Source organism: Myxococcus hansupus (assembly GCF_000280925.3).
GTDB classification, from domain to species: Bacteria; Myxococcota; Myxococcia; order Myxococcales; family Myxococcaceae; genus Myxococcus; species Myxococcus hansupus.
Genome location: NZ_CP012109.1, coordinates 5853553 through 5874891 on the forward strand (window position 1 = coordinate 5853553; position 21339 = coordinate 5874891).

Annotated in this window: 16 protein-coding genes; 9 read left to right on the forward strand and 7 right to left on the reverse strand. The window is 70.6% G+C overall.

The annotated features are described in order from the left end of the window. Positions 1-64: 64 nt before the first annotated feature. The 4 genes from purL to A176_RS22690 all read right to left on the reverse strand — a co-directional run bounded on the left by purL (position 65) and on the right by A176_RS22690 (position 7951). Positions 65-3973, reverse strand: a complete 3909-nt coding sequence (purL, locus tag A176_RS22675; RefSeq protein ID WP_144429582.1) for a phosphoribosylformylglycinamidine synthase — start codon at positions 3971-3973, stop codon at positions 65-67. 173 nt (positions 3974-4146) lie between these two features. Beyond that, the gene (locus A176_RS22680; RefSeq protein ID WP_002637169.1) at positions 4147-5466 is read right to left on the reverse strand and encodes a phospholipase C/P1 nuclease family protein; all 1320 of its coding nucleotides are present in this window, start codon (positions 5464-5466) and stop codon (positions 4147-4149) included. An 89-nt stretch (positions 5467-5555) separates the two neighbouring features. Then, positions 5556-6410: a metal-dependent hydrolase gene (locus A176_RS22685; protein ID WP_002637170.1), complete on the reverse strand. Its 855-nt coding sequence runs from the start codon at positions 6408-6410 to the stop codon at positions 5556-5558. Between the two features lie 32 nt (positions 6411-6442). Then, positions 6443-7951 (reverse strand): hypothetical protein, encoded by a 1509-nt coding sequence (locus tag A176_RS22690; protein WP_002637171.1) that lies wholly within the window; start codon positions 7949-7951, stop codon positions 6443-6445. A gap of 324 nt (positions 7952-8275) precedes the next feature. Between A176_RS22690 and A176_RS22695 the strand changes: the two genes are divergently transcribed. Both A176_RS22695 and A176_RS22700 read left to right on the forward strand, forming a co-directional pair. Further along, positions 8276-8668, forward strand: coding sequence for a hypothetical protein (locus A176_RS22695; RefSeq protein WP_002637172.1), 393 nt, complete (start codon positions 8276-8278; stop codon positions 8666-8668). 94 nt (positions 8669-8762) lie between these two features. Further along, on the forward strand, positions 8763-9860 hold the full coding sequence (locus A176_RS22700) for a hypothetical protein (protein ID WP_002637173.1): 1098 nt from the start codon (positions 8763-8765) through the stop codon (positions 9858-9860). 16 nt (positions 9861-9876) lie between these two features. Here A176_RS22700 and A176_RS22705 read toward each other — a convergent pair whose 3' ends face one another. Both A176_RS22705 and A176_RS22710 read right to left on the reverse strand, forming a co-directional pair. Further along, positions 9877-10650, reverse strand: coding sequence for a hypothetical protein (locus A176_RS22705; protein WP_002637174.1), 774 nt, complete (start codon positions 10648-10650; stop codon positions 9877-9879). Between the two features lie 214 nt (positions 10651-10864). Then, positions 10865-11302, reverse strand: a complete 438-nt coding sequence (locus tag A176_RS22710; RefSeq protein WP_002637175.1) for a DUF2383 domain-containing protein — start codon at positions 11300-11302, stop codon at positions 10865-10867. A gap of 712 nt (positions 11303-12014) precedes the next feature. Here A176_RS22710 and A176_RS22715 point away from each other — a divergent pair. The 7 genes from A176_RS22715 to cysI are packed head-to-tail and all read left to right on the forward strand — an operon-like array spanning position 12015 to position 20376. After that, positions 12015-12752, forward strand: a complete 738-nt coding sequence (locus A176_RS22715) for a phosphoadenylyl-sulfate reductase (RefSeq protein WP_002637176.1) — start codon at positions 12015-12017, stop codon at positions 12750-12752. An 8-nt stretch (positions 12753-12760) separates the two neighbouring features. Further along, positions 12761-13414 (forward strand): precorrin-2 dehydrogenase/sirohydrochlorin ferrochelatase family protein, encoded by a 654-nt coding sequence (locus tag A176_RS22720; RefSeq protein WP_002637177.1) that lies wholly within the window; start codon positions 12761-12763, stop codon positions 13412-13414. Then, on the forward strand, positions 13411-14211 hold the full coding sequence (cobA, locus tag A176_RS22725) for a uroporphyrinogen-III C-methyltransferase (protein WP_002637178.1): 801 nt from the start codon (positions 13411-13413) through the stop codon (positions 14209-14211). The genes A176_RS22720 and cobA overlap by 4 nt, the downstream gene beginning before the upstream one ends. Continuing rightward, positions 14204-15121: a sulfate adenylyltransferase subunit CysD gene (gene cysD / locus A176_RS22730; protein ID WP_002637179.1), complete on the forward strand. Its 918-nt coding sequence runs from the start codon at positions 14204-14206 to the stop codon at positions 15119-15121. Before cobA ends, cysD begins: the two co-directional genes overlap by 8 nt. After that, positions 15121-16845, forward strand: coding sequence for a GTP-binding protein (locus tag A176_RS22735; RefSeq protein ID WP_002637180.1), 1725 nt, complete (start codon positions 15121-15123; stop codon positions 16843-16845). Before cysD ends, A176_RS22735 begins: the two co-directional genes overlap by 1 nt. Beyond that, the gene (locus A176_RS22740; protein WP_002637181.1) at positions 16842-18653 is read left to right on the forward strand and encodes an assimilatory sulfite reductase (NADPH) flavoprotein subunit; all 1812 of its coding nucleotides are present in this window, start codon (positions 16842-16844) and stop codon (positions 18651-18653) included. Before A176_RS22735 ends, A176_RS22740 begins: the two co-directional genes overlap by 4 nt. A gap of 25 nt (positions 18654-18678) precedes the next feature. After that, a complete protein-coding gene (gene cysI / locus A176_RS22745; RefSeq protein ID WP_002637182.1) occupies positions 18679-20376 on the forward strand; it encodes an assimilatory sulfite reductase (NADPH) hemoprotein subunit in 1698 nt (565 codons plus the stop codon). Here cysI and A176_RS22750 read toward each other — a convergent pair. After that, on the reverse strand, positions 20348-21310 hold the full coding sequence (locus A176_RS22750; protein WP_002637183.1) for a class I SAM-dependent methyltransferase: 963 nt from the start codon (positions 21308-21310) through the stop codon (positions 20348-20350). The genes cysI and A176_RS22750 overlap by 29 nt on opposite strands. Between the last annotated feature and the right edge of the window lie 29 nt (positions 21311-21339).

Sequence of the window (21339 nt, forward strand, 5' to 3'; positions counted from 1 at the left end):
CTGCACGGGTGAGCGGGCCGAATCAGCACACCGGCCCGCTTCCCGCCCGTCTTGTCCGCGCCGCTCAGCCCAGCCAGACGCGGGCGTTGCGGAACATGCGCATCCACGGGCCGTCGTCGCCCCACTCGCGCGGACGCCACGAATGCTGCACGGAGCGGTGGACGCGCTCCGGGTGCGGCATGGTGATGGTGAAGCGACCATCCTGCGTCGTCAGGCCCGCGATGCCGTGCGGAGAGCCATTCGGGTTCGCGGGATACGTCTCCGTCACGCGGCCGAGGTTGTCCACCCAGCGCGTCGTCACCAGGCCCAGCCCGTTGACCTTCGCGGCCTCCTCCGCGCTGGAGTACTCCGCCCGGCCCTCGCCGTGCGAGGTGACGATGAGCAACTGGCTGCCCTCCATGCCCTGGTAGAACAGCGAGGGCGTCTTGGCGACCTCGACCAGGGACAGCCGCGCCTCGAACTGCTCGGAGGCGTTGCGCACGAAGCGGGGGAAGTGCTCCGCGCCCGGGATGATGTCCTTGAGCTGCGCCATCATCTGGCAGCCGTTGCACACGCCCAGGCCGAAGCTGTCCGACCGCGCGAAGAAGGCGGCGAACGTGTCCCGTGCCCGCGGATTGAAGAGGATGGACTTCGCCCACCCGCCTCCCGCGCCCAGGACGTCTCCGTAGGAGAAGCCGCCGCACGCCATCACACCCTTGAAGTCCGCCAGCGACACGCGCCCGCTCAAGATGTCGCTCATGTGGACATCCACCGCCGCGAAGCCCGCGCGCGTGAAGGCCGCGGCCATCTCCTGCTGGCTGTTGACGCCCTGCTCGCGAAGCACGGCCACGCGGGGCCGCGCCCCCTTCGCGATGTACGGCGCCGCCACGTCCTGCGCCGGGTCGAAGGTCAACTTCGGCGACAGGCCCGGGTCCGTCGGGTCGCTCCGCGCGGCGGACTCCTGGTCCGCGCAGGACGGGTTGTCGCGCAGCTTCTGCATCGCGTGGCTGACACGCGACCAGATGCGGCGAAGGGCCAGCGTGTCCTCGGACAGCAGCACGTCGCTCCCGTGCCGCACGCGCACTTCCAGCGCCGGCTGAGGCCGCCCCAGCTCGTGGACCTGAACCCCCAGCGCCTGCTGCGCCAGCACCTCGCGCACGCGCGCCACGTCCGCCGCGCGCACCTGCACCACCGCGCCCAGCTCCTCGTTGAAGAGGGCCGCCGTCACGTCGCCGCCCAGCACCGCCACGTCCACGTCGAAGCCACAGCGTCCGGCGAAGGCCATCTCGCACAACGTGGCCCAGAGGCCGCCGTCGGAGCGGTCATGGTACGCCAGCAGCGCGCCTTCGTCGTTGAGCGCCTGCACCGCCGCGAAGAAGCCGTGCAGCAGCGCCGGGTCCACCACGTCCGGGCTCTCCGGCCCCACCTGCCCGTGGACATGCGCCACCACGGAGCCGCCCAGCCGCTGCTTCCCGCGCGCCAGGTCGATGAACAGCAGGCGCGTGTCCTCCGCCACCTCCACCCACTGCGGCGTGAGCGACTTGCGCACGTCCAGCACCGGCGCGAACGCGGAGATGATGAGCGACACCGGCGCCGTCACGGCCTTGCGCGCGCCCTGGTCCTCCCAGACGGTGCGCATGGACATCGAGTCCTTGCCCACGGGGATGGTGAGCCCCAGCGCCGGGCACAGCTCCATGCCCACGGCATGCACGGCGGCATAGAGGCTCGCGTCCTCGCCCGGGCTGCCCGCCGAGGCCATCCAGTTGGCCGACAGCTTCACATCGGACAGCTTGCCGATGCGCGCCGCCGCGATGTTGGTGACCGCCTCGCCCACCGCCATGCGCGCCGAGGCCGCCGCGTCGATGAGGGCCAGCGGCGTACGCTCGCCCATGGACATGGCCTCACCCGTGGTGCCCGTCACGGTGGACAGCGTCACCGCGCAGTCCGCCACCGGCACCTGCCACGGCCCCACCATCTGGTCGCGGCTGCTGAGGCCGGACACCGTGCGGTCGCCAATCGTGATGAGGAATGACTTGTCCGCCACCGTCGGGTGGCTCAGCACACGCTCGGACAGCTCCTTCAGCGAGCCCTCCAGCTTCAACGGCGCGTAGGTCACCGGGCGCGACGTCACGTCGCGGTGCATGCGAGGCGCCTTGCCGAACAGCACGTCCATGGGCAGGTCGATGGGCGCGTCGCCGAACCGCGAATCCGACAGCTTCAGCGTCTGCTCGGCGGTGGCATCCCCCAGCACCGAGAAGGGGGCGCGCTCGCGCTCGCACAGGGCCGCGAAGCGAGCCAGGTCCTCCGGGGCCACGCCGAGGACGTAGCGCTCCTGCGCCTCGTTGCACCAGATCTCCACCGGGGACATGCCCGGCTCCGCGTTGGGCACCGCGCGCAGCTCCAGGCGTCCGCCCAAATCGTTGTCGTGCGCCAGCTCCGGCACCGCGTTGGACAGGCCGCCCGCGCCCACGTCGTGGATGGAGCGGATGGGGTTCTTCTCCCCCATGGCCCAGCAGCGGTCGATGACCTCCTGGCAGCGCCGCTCCATCTCCGCGTTGTCACGCTGCACGGAGGCGAAGTCGAGGTCCGCGGCGCTCGCGCCCTGCGCCATGGACGACGCCGCGCCACCGCCCAAGCCGATGAGCATCGCGGGGCCGCCCAGGACGATGAGCTTGTCACCGGAGCGCAGCAGCTCCTTCTTCACGTGCGGCGCCCGGATGTTGCCAAGGCCGCCGGCGATCATGATGGGCTTGTGGTAGCCGCGCACCTCCACGCCGCCGGGCGTGGGGACCTGCACCTCATAGCTGCGGAAGTAGCCCGCGAGGTTCGGCCGGCCAAACTCGTTGTTGAACGCGGCGCCGCCCAGGGGCCCATCCACCATGATGTCCAGCGCGGAGACGATGCGGTCCGGCTTGCCGTAGGGCAGCTCCCAGGGCTGCTCGAGGCCGGGGATGCGCAGGTGGCTCACGCTGAAGCCCGTGAGGCCCGCCTTGGGACGCGCACCGCGCCCGGTGGCGCCCTCGTCGCGAATCTCACCGCCCGCGCCCGTGGCGGCGCCCGGGAACGGCGAGATGGCCGTCGGGTGGTTGTGCGTCTCCACCTTGATCATGATGTGGGCCGGCTCGCGCACGGAGCCCCACTCACCGGATTCGGGGGACGGGAAGAAGCGGTCCACCTCGAAGCCTTCGATGACGGCCGCGTTGTCCTTGTAGGCGCCGAGCACGCCTTCCTGGTGCTGGACGTACGTGTTCTTGATGGCCTGGAAGAGCGAGCGCTCCTGCGGCTTGCCGTCGATGGTCCAGCTCGCGTTGAAGATCTTGTGCCGGCAGTGCTCGCTGTTGGCCTGCGCGAACATCATCAGCTCGACGTCGGTGGGGTTGCGCTTCAGCTCGGTGAAGCGCGCCACCAGATAGTCCATCTCGTCATCGGCCAGGGCCAGGCCCAGGTCGCGGTTGGCGGTCACCAGCGCCGCGCGGCCGCCCTCCAGCACATCCACCGTGGTGAAGGGCCGGGGCGTGTGCTCCGCGAACAGGATGGCCGCGTCCTCCAGCCGCCCCGCCACGGCCTGCGTCATCCGGTCGTGCAGCACCGGCTTCAGGCGCTCCAGCTCGGCGTCGGGCAGCGGCTGGCCCCCTTCGCCGGCGATGAAGAAGGCGGTGCCTCGCTCCATCCGCCGCACGCTGTCCGCGAGGCCGCAGTTGCGCGCGATGTCCGTGGCCTTCGAGGACCAGGGAGAGATGGTGCCCGGCCGAGGCATCACCAGCAGCAGGCTGCCCGCTCGGGCACCCGAGGCCACGCGAGGCCCGTAGTCGAGCAGCCGGCTCAGGGCGGTCTGGTCGGACGAGGAGAGCGGCGCCGAAGCGTCGATGAAGTGCACGAACTCCGCGTGCAGGGACGACACGGAGGGCACTCGCTCCTGGCACTGGGCCAGGAGCTTGGCGAGCCTGAATTCAGAAAGGGCCGGGGCCCCACGCAGGATGTGCATGCTGGACATAGGTCGAAGTCGTGGCTCTGGGTAACAGCGGGGGCGTCCTTATCACCGTGCGTCGTCCCGGCGCGTGAAGAGTTCACGCCGCGCCGCCTGCCGGACATGCGGGCAGGAGGCACGGTAGGTGTCCCCCGCACGTCAGAGCCTGCACGGAGCACGTGACATCCCGGGAAGCTCCGCTACCGGTCGCCCAGCGCCATCCCCAGGCCCAGGCTCCACGAGAAGCCATGCGCCCAGGTGACGCCGGGCGGACGCAGCCCTTGGTAGAGCACCTCCGTGCTGGCGACAAAGGGGCCTCCGAGGGTCGCGTGGAATCGCAGTCCCACCGGCACACCCAGCCGCGCGCCTCCTCCTTCCCAGGAGCGCACCCCCAGGCCCGCGGAGGCGCGCACGTCCAGGCCGAACGCGTAGCCCGGCCGCCACGCCACCAGCGGTGGAGACAACACGGAGAAGGCCCACCCGCCCACGGGCCACGGCCGCGTCGGCGAGCCCCCGCCGAGGCCTCGCGTCCAATCCACCGACAACCCCAGGCCATGCGGCAACGGAAGCGAGCCGCGCAGCCCCGCGATGGGCGCCATCCCCCGTGCATCCGACGCAACGCCGCCCAGCACCTCCAACGACACTTCGGGCGAGGGACGAAACACCCGCAGGGCGACGAAGGGCGCATCGGGGAGCGAGGCTTCCTCGAAGCGTTGCGCAGCCCACGTCAGGAACGCGCCCGTGTACGCCACCGCCGCGGCCACCCGCGCATCCATGAAGGCAGCGGGCGCTTCGGGAGGAATCCGCCGCGTCTTCCCGTTCCAACGGACCTCGCGCAGGCCAAAGGCGTTGCCCACCGGCCCATAGACACCAAAGGCGCTGGGGGACGCGGCGTCGGGCTCGGACCAGAAGGCGCTCCACGGCATCGACGTGCCGTCATCGGTGTGCAGGACCTCGGTCCGCACCGCCGCCAACGTCTCCAGCGCCAGCGCGTGCTGCGCATCGGCGCCGGAGAGCGGCGTCACCTCGCGCGGGGGAAGCCGGGTCAACGCGCCGCGAACACCGTAGCCCTCGAAGCGGTCCGTGAGGCCATGGTTCACCGGCACGACGTGCGGCGGAGACGCCATGTCCTCGAGGTGGTGTGCCAGATGGCCAGCCCGGTCCCACGCGCGCGCCAGGTCACCGTTGCGCGCCGCCTCCATCGCGTCGTCCCACAACGCGCCCACCCGTGCATCGGAGCCCCGGCGCAGTGAAGTGCCAAGGCGCCCCTCCGGGCGATAGAAGTGGTGCCAGCCCGTCCACTTCACGTGGAGGTTCAGGTCCTCCGCGGTGGCGCCATGCACCACCGCGCTCCGGTACTCGGCCAACCCGGGCGCCGAGCCCGAAGCGGTGGCCGCGTCGATGGCGGCCTCGGTGAGCGCGCGGTGGTCCTGCACCGAGAAGGCCCAGGCCCTAGGGGCGAAAAACCCACTCAGCAGCACCACGGCGAGGAAGAGTCCCCAGGGCGTCGGACGGCGCATCGCAGGGGCCACCAACCCCGGCCCGTGCGAGCACGTTCCCCGGGAGGACAGTCCCTGCTTCGGAGGCCCGCCCACCAGGCAGCCGCCGCCTACGCGGCCTCGCGTTCCGGCATCGGCTCGGCGGGGGCCTCCAACTTCGCGAGGTGGGCCCGCGCCAGGGCCAGATTGTCGTTGTCCAACGGATGGAAGGACGGGCGCAGGTACTGCGTCAGGCCGCCGCCCAACACGCGAAACAACACCGGGTCCTTCTTGTGCGCCCGCCACAACTCCCGCAGCAGGCCCATCCACCCCAACCCCCGCTCCTGCCGCAGCAACGTCACCGTGGCCGCCAGCCACAGCGCGAAGAGCGACGTCACGCCCAGCACCATGCCGAGCACGCGCAACCCATAGCCCGGCGCCACCTTCTTCAGCACATCGAACGCCACGGCCTTGTGCTCGATCTCCTCCGCGGCATGCCATTCGATGAGGTTGCGCATCGCCGGGTGCCCGTCCGCGAACACGCCCAGCCGCAGCGTGTGCTCACCCATCAACGCCGTGTAGTGCTCCAGCGCGGCGGTGATGGACAGGCGCAGCGCGGGGGACAGCGCCCCGTGGATGAAGGTCCAGAGGAAGGACTCGTAGCGCCGCATGAAGCCCTGAAGCTCGAACCCCTGCGACTCCAGCAGCTCGATGTAGTCCTGGTGCTCGCGCGCGTGTTTGCCCTCCTGCGCGAAGAATGCCTTCACCTGCGAGCGCAGTTCCGGCGCGTCACCCAGTTGCGGCAGGTAGTAGTTGACGCTGCGCACGAAGAAGCGCTCGCCCTGGGGGAAGAGCATGTTGAGCCCGTTCCACAGGTGGGTGGAGCCAGGGCCATTGCGATGCCAGATGCGGGGGAAGCTCGAATCGAAGGGGAACTTCAAATGGAGTCGAGGCTGGATGCGTCCGGCGTCGGGGGATGGGGCCATTGAGGACTTTCGAGACGGAAGACCAGGAAGGTTCAACGACGTGCGGGACGCGCCCGGCTGGCGGCCTCGGGGAGCAGCGCCGCCCGGAAGGCGAGCAGCCGCTCATGCGAGGCGAAGGGGCCGCTGCCCGCGAGCGCGGCGAAGTGGCGCTTGCGCACACCGGACGGGGTCGCGCAAAGGACCTCCGTCACGCAGAGCGCCACGCCCCCGCCAACGGCCGCGAGCGGCCGCATGGTGTTGAAGAAGAGGGAGGGATGCCGAACCAGCGCTTCATCATCGTCGACCTCCAGGGTGATCTTGGACAACAAGCCATTGCCGCCCAGCGCGGCGGGGACCTGCTTCAGCCACGGCGTGCCGGCGAAGGCGCGGGTGGTGAGTGACGGCAACCACCAGGGTAGCGACGGCGCGTACAACGTCGAGAAGATGTCCTCCAGAACGCCGCCGCCCCGCCGGGTCTGCTCCAGCACCTCCGCGACGTCGGCGGGTGTCACCGGCCCCGAGCGCGTCCGCGACGACACCACCGCGACACCGATGCGCCGCCACGGCTTCGCGATGACGCGCGGCGCCGAGGGCAGCACCGGGACGAGCAACGTGGGGTTGTCGACGGGGAACGCGTCCGCGCCCGTCCGCCGCATCGTGGCGAGCATCGCGCAGGCGAGGTTCCGGAAGTCGAGCCGCTCCGGCAGCTCCACGCGAAGCACCGGCGACGGCTCACCCGGCCCGGTGAGCCACGCGTCAGGCGCGGCGCGTCCACCCTGGCTCGGCAGCCCGTTGGCGGCGGCCAGCGACAGCGTTGCCATCGCCGTGCCGTCCATCACCAGGTGGTCGAAGCTCAACTCCAGCGACCCCGTCGCCGCGTCCACGCGCGCGCCCAGCCAGGCGCTCGAGGACAGCAGGTGGGAGGCCCACGCGCTGCCACTCCGCCCTGCCCGGTCCACCACCACCTGCGGATGCAGGCCATCACGGCGAGCCTCCGCCCCGGTGCACGCGGGGGTCCGCGCCAGCAGCGTCGCCACCGCGCCGGCCGTCAGCGCCGCGTCATCCAGCCGCAGCCGGACGACCTGGAACCGGCCGTCGTCGCAGGTGACCGCGGCCGTGAGCACCTCCGGGTCGCTGACACGCTGACGCGCGTCGCGGCCCTCGCGGCCGAAGCGAGCCACCCAGACATCCAGGGGCTGATTGTGCCGGCGCACGGCCTGGAGGTCCCGGTAACAGCGCGCCACGTTCGCCAGCAGCACCGAGGCCCACGCGCCACCGGACGTGTCCACGCCCAGCGGCTGCACCGTCATCATGATGCGACGCGAGCGGGACTCCGTGGACAGGAACTGCTCCCACGTCGTCAGCGCGTTCACCACACCGCTGGGCCGGCGCGAGGGGAACAGCCGCCGCCATGTTTCACACCCCCGCACGAGTCCATCGATGGCGTGACGCGCCACCGGATGGAAGTGCGGGAACTGGTGCGCCATCAACGCGTGCGCGTGTTCGATGACGCCAACGTCCTGGGCTTCAACCAGAGGTGAGGAGGGACTCGAACCGTCCATGTACACATGTCCGCGCGGTCAACGGGGGGATGACCCACGACATCGGATCCGTAGCCTAGCGGACATGACACCTGCACGATCAGCCAATAGTGCGGTTTCACTGAGAGCCACGCTTTTTGACCTGACTGCGCGGGTTCTTGGTGACTCGCCGCACACCACGGCCCCATGGACCACACAGGTAGGGAACGCGCCACGCCGCGCCAATGTCAGACATTGAATCAATGCGACGCTGGCGACGCCCGCGCAACCTTGACGCCTCCTGGTATTCTTTGACAGCCCGACATTCCCGTGCACTGCCGCACGGGCCCGGAGCCAGGAGTCACCATGTCTCTCTCCCGCCGTCCGTTTGCCTGGAGTGCAGCCATCCTGTTGACGTTCGCGACCACCGCGGTCGCCAACCCCATCAGCTCTGCACCGCAGGCCCTCTGCGACAACAGCGCCCGGCCCGCGCCCGGGGACCTGGGCGAAGAGGCCTCCGCCGGCATGTGCTTCGAGACGTTCTGTGACGACGACTTCCACTGCCAGAGCGCGTGCCCCAGCGCGCAGACGGCCGCGTGTGTCAACAACGTCTGCGAGTACACGTACCGCACGGGCGGTGGTCCCGGCGGCGGCGGCCCCGGCCCCCTCTGCCACGCCATGCTGTGTTCGGATGACTACCACTGCCAGTGCAGAGGACATCAGGGCTACTGCGGTTCCGACAACGTCTGTTACTTCTAGGCCGCTCGACGCGTCGTCACGCTCGTCAGGCTCCGGGAAGAAAGCCCGCGCCGGGGAGTCCCGGCGTGTCGCGGGACCTCTTTCCGGAGCCTTCATGCCTCGCCTGCTCGACAGCCTGCCCCTCCTCTACCGAGACCTCCTCCCCCGCTTCTTCCAGGGAGACGTGGTGCCCGAGGAGACCAAAGCCACGTGCTCCCAATGCGCCATGTGCCAGGACACCGCGCAGGGCACCGTCGAGTCCGTGGATGGCGTGAGCCGGATGTTCCGGCCGGACACCAAGTGCTGCACCTATTCGCCGCGCTTGCCCAACTACCTGGTGGGCGCGCTGCTGTCGGATGAGCGGCCGGAGCTGGCGGAGGGACGTCGCCGCATGGAGGAGAAGATCGCCAGCCGTGTCGGCGTCACGCCGCAGTGGGTGAAGCCGCCGGCCAAGTTCCAGTTCCTCTACAAGAACGGCCACCAGTTCTTCGGCCGCGCCGCGTCCCTGCGCTGCGCGTACTTCTCCCTGGACAGCGGCGGCTGCACCATCTGGCCCTACCGCGAGGCCGTCTGCTCCACCTTCTTCTGCAAGTACGTGGCGGGCGCGGACGGCCGCAAGTTCTGGATGTCCGTGAAGACGTACCTCACGCTGGCGGAAATCCAGCTCTCGCGGTGGGCGGCGCTCCAGCTCCTTCCCGACTACGTCCTCTCCGGAAGAGACCGGGCGGAGACGCAGCAGGCGCCGCTCAGCGTGGAGGACCTGGATGACACCGCGCCGCCCGCCAAGGCCTACGCCGCGCTGTGGAAGGAGCACGCGGGCCGCGAGCTCGACTACTACCGGGACTGCTACCAGTTGGTGAAGTCGCTGCCGCCGGACGGGCTGGAGAAGCTGCTCGGCCTGGACGGCACCATCGAGCTGAAGACGCTGGAGACCCTCCACGACACCGCCGTCTCACCGCGGCTGCCGCGCACGCTCAAGCTCAACCCAGATGCCACCGTGCAGTGGCTCCAGGACGGCAGCGTGGCGCTGGGCGCCTACAGCGAGTTCGACGCCGTGGCCCTGCCCGGCGAGGCGTATGGGCTGCTGGTGGACTTCACCGGCCGCGAGCCCGTGACAGCCGTGCGCCAGCACCTGCGCGACAACAAGCAGGCCGACCTCTCCGAGGACGTGCTGCTGGAGCTGTACCGGCACCGCATCCTCGTGGAGGCGTGAGCGTGCCCCGCCCGCGTCACGGCGGGTGGGACAGCGCGCCCAGCTCGCGCAGCAGCCGCACCGAGGACTGCGCGTGGCGCCACGCGAACACCGTCTCCGACAGGTGGTCCGCCATCCAGGAGCAGAAGCCGGGGTCTCCCGCGTCCAGCCACGAGGCGGACTCCGACAGCTCCGCCTCCACCGCCTCCCACGCGCGGCGGTAGGCGCTGGCCGCGGTCATCAGCTCGGAGAGCGAGTGGGTGAAGGCATCCAGCGCGGCGCGCAGCTCCAGCGGCGCGCCCGGCTCCGCGCGGCGCGAGTCCCGCAACCGTCCCAGGTGGACCAGCAGGCCCTGCTCCAACGCGAAGGCGGTGCCCAGCCGCGCCTGGGCACCGTGCAGGAGGACTTGGAGGTCCTCACCCAGTTCGTGCAGCAGCTCCTCGTTGGAGCGCGCCACCGGGCGGCTCAGCCGCGTACACACCGCCTGCCAGAGGCTGCAGTAGCCCAGCAACTCCGCCACGCCGCGACGCACGTGAGGCGGCACGCGGTCCAGGAACTCGAGCGCGCACTGGCGCGCGGACGCGACCCACGGCCCCGCGCCGGGGCCCGCCTTGGCGACCTTCAAGACGCGCCAGGCCCACTGGAGCGTGGTCTCCGTGGAGCGGAACAAGGCATCACAGCCCGCGCTCAACGCGCCGGCGTGGCTGGCATCCATCAGCGATGAGGACGGCGCGGGCGCGGGCCGGGGTTCCTCGCCGGAGTCACTCTCCACGAGGGACTTCCGTTCCGATGAACCGCGGTCCGGCGACATGCTCCGCCTCCCCAAACCCGATGGGCCAACCCCAGGTATCGCATGCCGTGCCAGCAAGCTCCAGCACCCCACGCGGGGAGGGTTCACGGGCATGCGCGAGGCCACGAACAGGCCCCAACTCCAGGGATTCAAGCGCGCGGCGTGTGACTCGAAAGCCACGGCCGGGCGTCCCACACGGAACGCCCGGCCCGCGCGCATGGGCGGGCGCGCGCCCTTAGTGAATCGTGCGCTTGAGGCGACTCAGGCGCTCATGGGTCCGCTTCTGGGCGGGAATCAGCTCCATGCGCACGAAGCGGCGGGCCTCACCGTGGACCTGGTCCGCGTCCCGTTGGTAGTCGGCCAGGCCGTGGTCCTCCCCTTCCTCCAGGGCTTGGATGGCGGCCTTCTCGCCCAGCATGTCCGCGCCGCCCTGGACGAGCTTGGCGAAGGTGCCCCAGATGCCGGAGCCCTCCGCGGGCTCACCGCCCATCCTGAGGATGCGCTCGCGAATCTCCTCCACGCGGTGCTCGTGGTCCTGCTGGCAGTAATCCAGCGCGTCGCGCGCCAGGTCGTCGGTGACGTGCCCGCGCGCCTGGCGATAGGTCTCCACCGCGGAGATTTCACCGCGAAGGAACGAGTTCAGCGTCTCGACGTCCTTGTTCGTGCTCGCCATCGATGGCCTCCATGGGGTGACGAAATGAATCCGGCTTGCCGCAAAAGGTGATGCGCACCGGCAGATGGGCAACGAGGGCCCGCCCGCCCGCCTCCTACCAACGGCGCGCGCCGTGTTCACGCACAGGGGCGCATCACCTTCGCGGACGTCCCCTGCGTCCACCGCTGCACATCCGGACGCGAAACCCCGCGAGCAGGCGAACGTGCGACAGCTCCCGCGCCGGGAATCATGGCCGCGGACTTCCAAGGAGGGCGGGTTGACGCTTCCCCAGCCAGCCGTTAGCGTACGGCCCTCGATGACGCATCTGCCCACCCCGACCGCCGCGCTGTTCAGCCGCCGCTGCTGTCGGACGTGTTCGTGTTGTCGCCTGCCGGACCTGGGTTGTTGACGCGCAATCGGGAAGCGTTTCGTGGCTCCCTCTCGCGCAGTCCTCCCGGCCCGGTCTCCTGTCTCAGGAACCGGGCCTTCTTCGTTTTCCATCCTCTCCGCGCACCGCGACCCCATGTCCTTCGCAGCCGCCAACGCCGCCTCCCAGTCCTCCGCGTCCCGTCTCGGGCGTGACGCCTCCCTCGGCGCGTGTTGCCGCTGCTGTGCGTGTCCGCCCCCCAGCGGGTGCCGAGCATCGAGAAGCGCGTAGTCCCCTTCTCGAACCTTCCTGCTCGCGCGGCCCGCCCTCCCTCGAAGGCGGGCCTTTTATTTTTCCGGAGTCCCCATGTCCTCTCCATTGCCGCATGCCACACCCGCGCAAGCCCTGCTCGCGGAAGCCGAAGCCGCGCACCTGAAGACCGCCTCCGCGGAGCAGGTGCTCGCGTGGACCGAGCAGCGCTTCGGCGCGAACGCGGCCATCGCCTCCAGCTTCGGCGTGGAGGACATGGTCCTCATCGACCTGGCGCGCCAGCACGCGCCCAGCCTGCACATCTTCACGCTCGACACCGGCCGCCTCCCACCGGAGACGTACGAGCTCATCGAGGTGGTCCGGAAGCGCTACGGCGTCACCGTGGAGACGTATTTCCCCGAGCGCGAGCAGGTGGAGACGCTCGAGTCCACGAAGGGCTGCTTCTCCTTCCGTCAGAGCCTGGAGGCGCGGAAGGAATGTTGCGCCATCCGGAAGGTGGCGCCGCTCAAGCGCGCGTTGTCCAGCCGCCAGGCCTGGGTGACGGGGCTGCGCCGCGAGCAGTCCGTCACCCGCACGGCCGTGGAGACACTGGAGCTGGACGGAGCCCACGGGCTGCTCAAGCTCAACCCCCTGGCCGCGTGGTCCACCCGAGACATCTGGACCTACGTGCAGACGCAGGGCGTGCCCTACAACGCGCTCCATGACCGCGGCTACCCGTCCATCGGCTGCGCCCCCTGCACGCGCGCGGTGAAGCCGTACGAGGACGAACGCGCGGGCCGCTGGTGGTGGGAGTCCGCGGACAAGCGCGAGTGCGGCCTGCACCCGGTCCGGTGAAAGACACCATGCGCGCCGCTCACCTGGATTACGCCGTCTGCTTGCGACTGGAGGGCCGTCACGTCCTCCTCGTCGGAGGTGGCGCCATCGCCGAAGGCCGTGCCCTCGCGGTGCTCGACGCGGGCGCGCGCCTGCGCGTCATCGCGCCGGAGACCACGCCCACGCTGCGCCAGTGGGCCGAGGAAGGCCGGCTGGAGTGGCTGCCCCGCCGCTACCAGTCGGGCGACGTCCGTGGGCATCACCTCGTGCTCGCCGCCACGGATGACACCACCGTGGGCCCGCGAGTGGCCGCCGAGGCCCGCGCGCTGGGCGTCTGGGTCAACACCGCGGACGAGCCCGAGCTGTGTGACTTCACCCTGCCCTCCGTGGGACGGCGGGGTCCCATCACCATCGCCGTGTCCACCGCGGGGCAGGCCCCCGCGCTCGCGAGCCATCTGCGCGAAGTGCTCACGGCCCAGGTGGCGCGGCACCACGTCTGGCGCGCGCGGCTCAGCGGTTGGCTGCGCGAGCACCTGCCCCGAGGCCGGGAGCGCCAGCGGCTGTTGAAGGACGTGGCGACAGGCGACATCGGCGCACGGCTGGCACGCGGCGAGCGCAAGGCCGCGGGGGCCCTGCTCCGCGCGGGGCTGAAGCCCTGGAAGACTTCGGGAGAGACACCATGAGAGAGCAGATGAAAGGCCGCGTGTATCTGGTCGGCGCGGGCCCGGGAGACCCGGAGCTGCTGACCTTGCGCGCCGCGCGCGTGCTGCGGGAGGCGGACACCGTCGTCCACGACCGGCTCATCCATCCCGCGGTGCTGGAGCATGCACGGCCCCACGCTCGCATCATCTACGTGGGCAAGGAGGGCGGCGGTGACTCCGTCAGCCAGGAGGAGATTCACGTCATCCTCATCGCGCAGGCCCTGCTGGGCCGCCGCGTCGTCCGACTCAAGGGCGGCGACGCCTTCGTCTTCGGGCGCGGCGGCGAGGAGGCCCTCGCGCTGGAGGAAGCGGGCGTCCCGTATGAAGTGGTGCCCGGCATCACCGCTGGCACCGCTGTTCCCGCCGCGGCGGCCATTCCCGTCACGCACCGGGGCATCTCCGGCGCGGTGACCTTCGCCACCGCCCACCGGGGTGGCACCCCGCCGGATTGGGACTTCCTCGCCAGGGCCCAGACGTTGGTCCTCTACATGGCCGGGCACCGGCTGGAGGAGACGGCCCATGCACTGATGACGTCCGGACGCGCGGCCTCGACGCCCGCGGCGGTGGTGGAGGCGGGCACGTGGGAACATCAACGGGTGGTGGAGGCGCCGCTGGGCCGCATCGCCGAGCAGGTGAAGCAGGAAGCGCTGGGCTCGCCCTCGCTGCTCATCGTGGGCGAGGTCGTCTCGCTGCGCTCACGGCTTCCATCGTTGGTGGCGCGGGGCACGCCACGAGAGGCGCACACGCCCGCGCGCGTGGCGGAGGGTGGTCATGAGTGAAAGTGCATTCGCGCGCATGTCGCACCTGTCGGAGCTGGAAGCGGAGAGCATCCACATCCTCCGCGAGACGGTGGCCGAGTTCGCCAACCCGGTGATGCTCTACAGCATCGGCAAGGACTCGCAGGTGCTGCTGCACCTGGCGCGCAAGGCGTTCCATCCCGCGCCGCTGCCCTTCCCGCTGCTCCACGTGGACACCACCTGGAAGTTCCGGGACATGTACGCGTTCCGGGACGCCTTCGTGGCGCGTCATGGGCTGCGCCTTCTCGTCCACCAGAACCAGCGCGCCCTGACCGACGGCATCAACCCCTTCGACCACGGCAGCCAGAAGTACACGCACGCCATGAAGACGCAGGCCCTGCTGGAGGCGCTGGCCCAGCATGGCTTCGACGCGGCCTTCGGGGGCGCACGCCGCGACGAGGAGAAGTCCCGGGCCAAGGAGCGCGTGTTCTCGTTCCGGGACCGGCATGGCCAATGGGACCCGCGCCGTCAGCGCCCGGAGGTGTGGAACCTCTTCAACGGCCGCGTCGACGCGGGGGAGAGCATGCGCGTCTTCCCGCTGTCCAACTGGACGGAGCTGGACGTGTGGCACTACGTGCTGCGCGAGCGCATCCCCGTGGTGCCGCTGTACTTCGCGGCGGAGCGTCCGGTGATTGACCGGGGCGGCACGCTGCTGATGGTGGACGACGAGCGCATGCGGCTGCGGCCCGGTGAGAAGCCCGAGCTGCGGCGTGTGCGCTTCCGCACGCTGGGCTGCTACCCGCTGAGCGGCGCCATCGAGTCCTCCGCCACCACGGTGGAGAGCGTCATCCACGAGATGGTGAACGCCCGTCAGTCCGAACGGCAGGGGCGGCTCATCGACCACGACGAAGAGGGCTCCATGGAGCTCAAGAAGCGCGAGGGCTACTTCTGATGGACACCGGCCTGCAGCAACTGCTCGAACAGCACTCCGCCCGCGAGCTGCTTCGTCTGGTCGTCGTCGGCTCCGTGGACGACGGGAAGTCCACGCTCATCGGCCGGCTGCTCTACGAATGCGACGGCCTCTTCGAGGACCAGATTTCCGCCGTGCGCAAAGCCAGCGCGAAGCGGGCCGCGGCCCGGCCGGAGGCGGCGTCCACCGTCCCGCCCGAGGTGCTGGCCCAGGGCCTGCGCGCCGCGGCGGGCTCGGAGGAAGAGGAGCTGGACTTCTCCCTCTTCACGGACGGCCTGCGCGCCGAACGTGAGCAGGGCATCACCATCGACGTCGCGTACCGGTACCTGAGCACGGCGCGCCGCAAGGTCATCATCGCGGACACGCCCGGACACATCCAATACACGCGCAACATGGCCACGGGCGCCTCCACCGCCGACGCGGCCGTCATCCTGGTGGACGCGCGGCTGGGCGTGCTGCCGCAGACGCGCCGCCACGCGTACATCGCCTCGCTGCTGGGCATCCCCTACCTGGCCGTGGCGGTGAACAAGATGGACCTCACGGGCTTCGACCCGGCCCTCTTCGAGCGCATCGGCTCCGAGCTGGCGGGCTTCGCCCAGGCGCTCGGCTTCGAGGGCGTACGGCTATTCCCCGTCAGCGCCAGCCGCGGCGACAACATCACCCGGCCCAGCGCCCGCACCCCGTGGCACCAGGGCGGCACCCTGCTCTCGTGGCTGGAGTCCCTCCCCCACCAGCGACGGCAGGAAGACGCGCCCTTCCGCTTCCCGGTGCAGTACGTGCTGCGGCCCCACCAGGACTACCGGGGCCTCGCGGGACAGCTCGCCTCTGGGACTGTCCGCGTGGGTGACGCGGTGCAGGTGCATCCCTCCGGCCGGCGCACCCGCGTGGCGGGAATCGACACCTTCGATGGACCGCTGGAGGAGGCCTCCTTCCCCGCGTCCGTCACGCTGCGGCTGGCGGATGAAGTGGACGCGAGCCGAGGCGACCTGCTGTCCCATGTCGAAGCGCCGCCCCTGGCGCTCCACCGGCTCGACGCGATGCTCGTGTGGTTCGGGGAGCAGCCGCTGGACTGCTCCCGCCGCTACCTGGTGAAGCAGGCCACGCGCACCGCGCCCGCGCACATCGAACGCGTGCTCTGGCGCAAGGAGCTCTCGGACCTGTCCGAACAGCCCGCGGAGTCACTGTCCCTCAACGACATCGGGCGCATCCGGCTGTCCTGCCGGCGTCCGCTGCTGACGGACCCCTACCGGGACAACCGCCGCACGGGCGCCTTCATCGTCATCGACGCGCTCACCCACGACACGGTGGGCGCGGGCATGGTGCTGGGCCCCGCGGAGGACGACGCGAACGGTACCGTGACGGCCTCGCTCGTCACACAGGCCGAGCGGCGTGGCCGGATGGGCCAGCCCGGAACCCTCATCCTGCTGCCCGCCACCCAGGACGCCAGCGACCGCGCCTTCCAGTTGGAGCGGCGCCTGTTCGACTTGGGCTGGCACGTCTCCGCCGTCCCGGGCGATGTGGAGGTCGCGCTCGCGCTCGTGTCCGCCGGGCTGGTGGCGCTGGTGCACACCGACGCCCCCCAGGCGCGTCGGGCCCTGCGCGAGGAAGCCCGGGATGCGGGCGCGGTGGTGTTGGAGCTCGACGCCGGTGAGGACCTGGAGCAACAGCTCGCCCGAATCGCCGCGCTCCGGGAGGCCGCGCGATGAGCACCTCCACCGCGCCCGCCTTCGTCCACGCGCTGCTGGGCGACGCCCGAAGCGCCCACCTGTTCGAGCTGCTCCAGGGGCTCGACGCCCATGCCCTGAACTGGCTGAGCGGCTACACGGCGGGCCTCGCCGCGCGGGCACCGCTGGCCTCCGTAACAACCGTGGCCCCCGAGGCGGCCCCCGCCGTCCCCTTCACCATCATCTACGGGACGCAGACCGGAAACAGCCGGCTGCTCGCCGAGCGCCTCAAGCAGCAGGTGGAGTCCGCCGGGCTCACCGCGCGTCTGTTCCGCGCCAGTGACTATCCCGTGCGCGAGCTGGCCCAGGAGCAGCTCCTCTGCGTCGTCATCAGCACGCAGGGAGATGGCGACCCGCCGGACGACGCGCGTGGCTTCTGCGAGTTCATCCTCGGCAAGCGCGCGCCGCGCGTGGAGGCGTTGCGCTACGCCGTCCTCGGACTCGGTGACTCCAGCTACCCGCGCTTCTGCGAAGTCGGCAAGGCGTTGGACACCCGCCTCGCGGAGCTGGGTGCCACGCGGCTGCTGGAGCGCGCGGACTGCGACGTGGACTTCGAACCCGTCGCAAAGGGCTGGCTCGACCAGACCTTTGCCCGCGCCCGAGAAGCCCTAACGCCACGCGCCCCCGCGACGGCCACCGTCCTGCCCCTGCGCGAACAGCGAACCACGCCCGCCTTCAACAAGGAGTCTCCCTTCTCCGCGGAGGTCCTCCTCAACCAGCGCATCACCGCGCGCGGCGCGCTCAAGGACGTGCGGCACCTGGAGCTTTCGCTCGAAGGCTCGGGGCTGACGTATGCCCCCGGCGACGCGCTGGGCGTGTGGCCCCACAACCCGCCCGAGCTGGTGGAAAGGCTCCTGTCCGAGCTGCGCCTGGATGGCACCTTGGACGTCACGCGAGATGGCCGCACGTTGCCCCTGGCACGGTGGTTGAGCGACGGGCTCGAAATCACCAAACTCAACCGGCCCTTCCTGGAGCGGCACGCCACGTTGTCGGGCAGCACCGCGCTGCGGGACGTGCTCCAGCCCGGCAACCCCGAGGCCTTCCGGACGCTGCTCGCCAGCCATCAGCTCATCGACGTCCTTCGCGCGCACAAGGCGAACTGGGAGGCCACCGAGCTGGTCCAGGCCCTGCGCAAGCTGACGCCGCGCCTGTACTCGATTGCCTCCAGCCCCCTGCGCGTGGGCGAGGAGGCCCATCTGACGGTGTCCGTCGTGGACTACACGGCGTTCGACCTCCGCCACTTCGGCGCGGCGTCGTACCACCTGGCCACGCGCACCGCCGGCACCGACGCGGTCCGCGTCTTCATCGAGCCGAACGAGCGCTTCCGGTTGCCCGAGGACAGCGACAAGGACGTGCTGATGATTGGCCCCGGCACGGGCGTGGCGCCCTTCCGGGCCTTCATCCAGGAGCGGGCGGAGCGCGGCGCGCGCGGCCGGAACTGGCTCTTCTTCGGCGAGCAGCACTTCCGCACCCAGTTCCTCTACCAGACGGAATGGCAGGAGGCGCTGAAGAAGCAGACGCTGCACCGGCTGTCGCTCGCCTTCTCGCGGGACCGCGCCCAGAAGGTCTACGTGCAACACCGGCTGCGCGAGGCGGGCCGCGACGTCTACGCCTGGCTGGAAGGCGGCGCCCACCTCTACGTGTGCGGTGACGCCCAGCGCATGGCGCCGGATGTCCATGAAGCGCTGGTGGACGTCGTCTCCACCCATGGCGGCAAAAGCCGTGAGGACGCGCGCGCCTGGCTCGAAACCCTGCGCGAGCAGCGGCGCTACCTGCGCGACGTCTACTGACCCATTTCCGATTGCGAGCAACGACATGAGCAACGAGCCCAAGCCGCTCTCCGAAGTGGAGCACATCAAGGCGAAGAGCCACCTGCTCCGGGGAACCCTGGCGGAGAGCCTGGAGGACCCGGTGACAGGGGGCCTCGCCACGCCGGACACCAGCCTCATCAAGTTCCACGGCAGCTACCAGCAGGATGACCGCGACCTGCGCGAGGAGCGGCGGCAGCAGAAGTTGGAGCCCGACTACAGCTTCATGCTCCGCACCCGTTTGCCGGGCGGCGTGTGCACGCCGTCGCAATGGCTGGCCATGGATGCCCTGGCGCGCGAGCACGCCAACCACACGCTCCGCATCACCACGCGGCAGGCGTTCCAGCTACACGGCATCATCAAGGACGACCTCCAGGCCACCATCGCCCGCATCAGCGCGGCGATGATGGACACCCTGGCCGCCTGCGGCGACGTCAACCGCAACGTGCTGTGCAACCCCAACCCCGTGGACTCGCGCGTCCACGACACCGTGTACCAGTGGGCGGTGCGCATCTCCGAGCACTTGCTGCCCAAGACGCGCGCCTATTACGAAATCTGGCTGGGCAAGGAGAAGGTGGCCGGCGGCGAGGACGAGCCCATCTACGGCCCCACGTATCTGCCCCGGAAGTTCAAGGCCGCCGTCGCGGTGCCGCCGCTCAACGACGTGGACGTGTTCGCGCAGGACCTGGGCTTCATCGCCATCATCGAGGACGGCGCGCTGGCGGGCTTCAACGTCTCGGTGGGCGGCGGCATGGGCGCGACGCACGGCGACGCGGCCACGTACCCACGGCTGGCGGACGTCGTGGGCTTCATCACGCCGGAGCAGACGCTCGCCGTCGCCGAGGAGGTGGTGAAAATCCACCGCGACTTCGGAGACCGGACGAACCGCAAACACGCCCGCTTGAAGTACGTCCTGGAGGAGCGCGGCGTCCCCTGGTTCACGGCGGAGCTGGAGAAGCGGCTCGGCTTCGCGCTCCAGCCCGCGCGCCCCTTCGCCTTCGACCACAACGGCGACCGCTTCGGGTGGACGGAGGGCCATGACGGCCGGTGGCACCTGACGCTGCACCTGGACAGCGGCCGCGTGGCGGACCGTCCTGGCGCCCCGCACCTCACCGGGCTGCGTGAAATCGCCCGCGTCCACACCGGGGACTTCCGCCTCACCGCGAACCAGAACCTCGTCATCGCGGGAGTCCCCTCCGAGTCGCGCGCGGCCATCGACGCGCTGGTGGCCGCCCATGCGCTGGACGGCTTTCGCAGCGCCAGCCCCGTGCGCCGCAACGCGCTGGCGTGCGTCGCGCTGCCCACGTGCGGACTGGCCATGGCCGAAGCCGAGCGTTACCTGCCCACCTTCGTGGGCCGCGTGGAGGAGCGGCTGCGCGCGCATGGGCTTCAGGACGCCAACCTGCTGCTCCGCATCACCGGGTGCCCCAACGGCTGCGCCAGGCCCTACCTGGCCGAGGTGGGACTCGTGGGCAAGGCACCGGGCCGCTACAACCTGCACCTGGGCGGCGACGCCCGTGGACAGCGCCTCAACCGGCTCTACCGGGAGAACATCGACGAGGACACCATCCTCGCCGCGCTGGAGCCCCTGTTCGCGGGCTACGCGCGGGAGCGGCAACCCGGTGAGGGCTTCGGTGACTTCGTGGTGCGCGCGGGGCATGTCCCAGGAACACCGGTCAGCCCCCCGCCTCCCGCACCGCCGTGAGCAGCAGGTCGTACTTGCCGCCCAGGAAGGTGCGGAAGCCGTGCTGGTGCAGATATCGGCGGTAGAAGGACAGGTCCTTCACCAACAGCGACAGGTCGGGCTCGCGCAGGTTCCGCACCCGCGCGCCATAGACGACCTCGCCATCCCGGAAGCGTGAGTTGGGGAAGCCGAGCAGCAGCGCCGAGCTCGGCTCCAGGTGATCCTGCACGAGCTTGCGCAGCAGCGCGTGGTCATCCACACCGGGGCTCTGCAACGTGCCCACCGACACCACGAGGTGGAAGCGGCCCAGCCCCTCTGGCAGCGCGTTCAGGTCAGCGACGTGAAAGCGGTGCCGCGCGTCCGGGAAGCGGGCACGCGCTTCCTCGATGGCGCTCGCGCTGTGGTCCACGCCCACGAAGGACACCTCTGGAGCGCCTTCGAGCCACGCGAAGGCCGCCAGCTCATCACCGCGATTGACGCCCAGGTCGAGCACGCGGGCGGATTCGGGCAACCGGATGCGGCCCAGCGCATCCAGCCAGGGCAACAAGAACCCCGCGTCCTCCAGCTTGCGGACCCGCGCGAACGCGGACGCGGCGCCATAGCGCTCTTGCGGCTGCGTCGCCCCGTCCGACTCGCCCCCCGCGTGCCACGAGGCCTCGGGCCCCAATCGTTCGAAGGTCAACGCGACGTGCGTCGCGTCCACGGAGCGAGGCGTCCTCAGCCGGCACGAAAGCCCCTCCGCCAGGTCGCACCAACCGCGCAGGGGGCGGTGCAGCAACGCACCCGCGGGCCCCACGCGCTCTCCGGGGTAGCAACCCCGGCCCAGGTCCGGGTCGGGGACTTCGATGGTCACCGGGCCCGCCCCCAACCGCTCCGACAGATGCCCATGGATGTCGATGAGCGGTTCGGCATGGAAGCGGCGGGGCGGCGAGGACGGCGCGGCGGGACTCGACATGGCGGTGGCAGCCTATCGCGGCCCCCGTC

Coding starts and splice junctions, on each gene's coding strand:
- purL (WP_144429582.1), bottom strand. CDS start 3,973: ATGTCCAGCATGCACATCCTGCGTGGGGCCCCGGCCCTTTCTGAATTC.
- A176_RS22680 (WP_002637169.1), bottom strand. CDS start 5,466: ATGCGCCGTCCGACGCCCTGGGGACTCTTCCTCGCCGTGGTGCTGCTG.
- A176_RS22685 (WP_002637170.1), bottom strand. CDS start 6,410: ATGGCCCCATCCCCCGACGCCGGACGCATCCAGCCTCGACTCCATTTG.
- A176_RS22690 (WP_002637171.1), bottom strand. CDS start 7,951: ATGGACGGTTCGAGTCCCTCCTCACCTCTGGTTGAAGCCCAGGACGTT.
- A176_RS22695 (WP_002637172.1), top strand. CDS start 8,276: ATGTCTCTCTCCCGCCGTCCGTTTGCCTGGAGTGCAGCCATCCTGTTG.
- A176_RS22700 (WP_002637173.1), top strand. CDS start 8,763: ATGCCTCGCCTGCTCGACAGCCTGCCCCTCCTCTACCGAGACCTCCTC.
- A176_RS22705 (WP_002637174.1), bottom strand. CDS start 10,650: ATGTCGCCGGACCGCGGTTCATCGGAACGGAAGTCCCTCGTGGAGAGT.
- A176_RS22710 (WP_002637175.1), bottom strand. CDS start 11,302: ATGGCGAGCACGAACAAGGACGTCGAGACGCTGAACTCGTTCCTTCGC.
- A176_RS22715 (WP_002637176.1), top strand. CDS start 12,015: ATGTCCTCTCCATTGCCGCATGCCACACCCGCGCAAGCCCTGCTCGCG.
- A176_RS22720 (WP_002637177.1), top strand. CDS start 12,761: ATGCGCGCCGCTCACCTGGATTACGCCGTCTGCTTGCGACTGGAGGGC.
- cobA (WP_002637178.1), top strand. CDS start 13,411: ATGAGAGAGCAGATGAAAGGCCGCGTGTATCTGGTCGGCGCGGGCCCG.
- cysD (WP_002637179.1), top strand. CDS start 14,204: ATGAGTGAAAGTGCATTCGCGCGCATGTCGCACCTGTCGGAGCTGGAA.
- A176_RS22735 (WP_002637180.1), top strand. CDS start 15,121: ATGGACACCGGCCTGCAGCAACTGCTCGAACAGCACTCCGCCCGCGAG.
- A176_RS22740 (WP_002637181.1), top strand. CDS start 16,842: ATGAGCACCTCCACCGCGCCCGCCTTCGTCCACGCGCTGCTGGGCGAC.
- cysI (WP_002637182.1), top strand. CDS start 18,679: ATGAGCAACGAGCCCAAGCCGCTCTCCGAAGTGGAGCACATCAAGGCG.
- A176_RS22750 (WP_002637183.1), bottom strand. CDS start 21,310: ATGTCGAGTCCCGCCGCGCCGTCCTCGCCGCCCCGCCGCTTCCATGCC.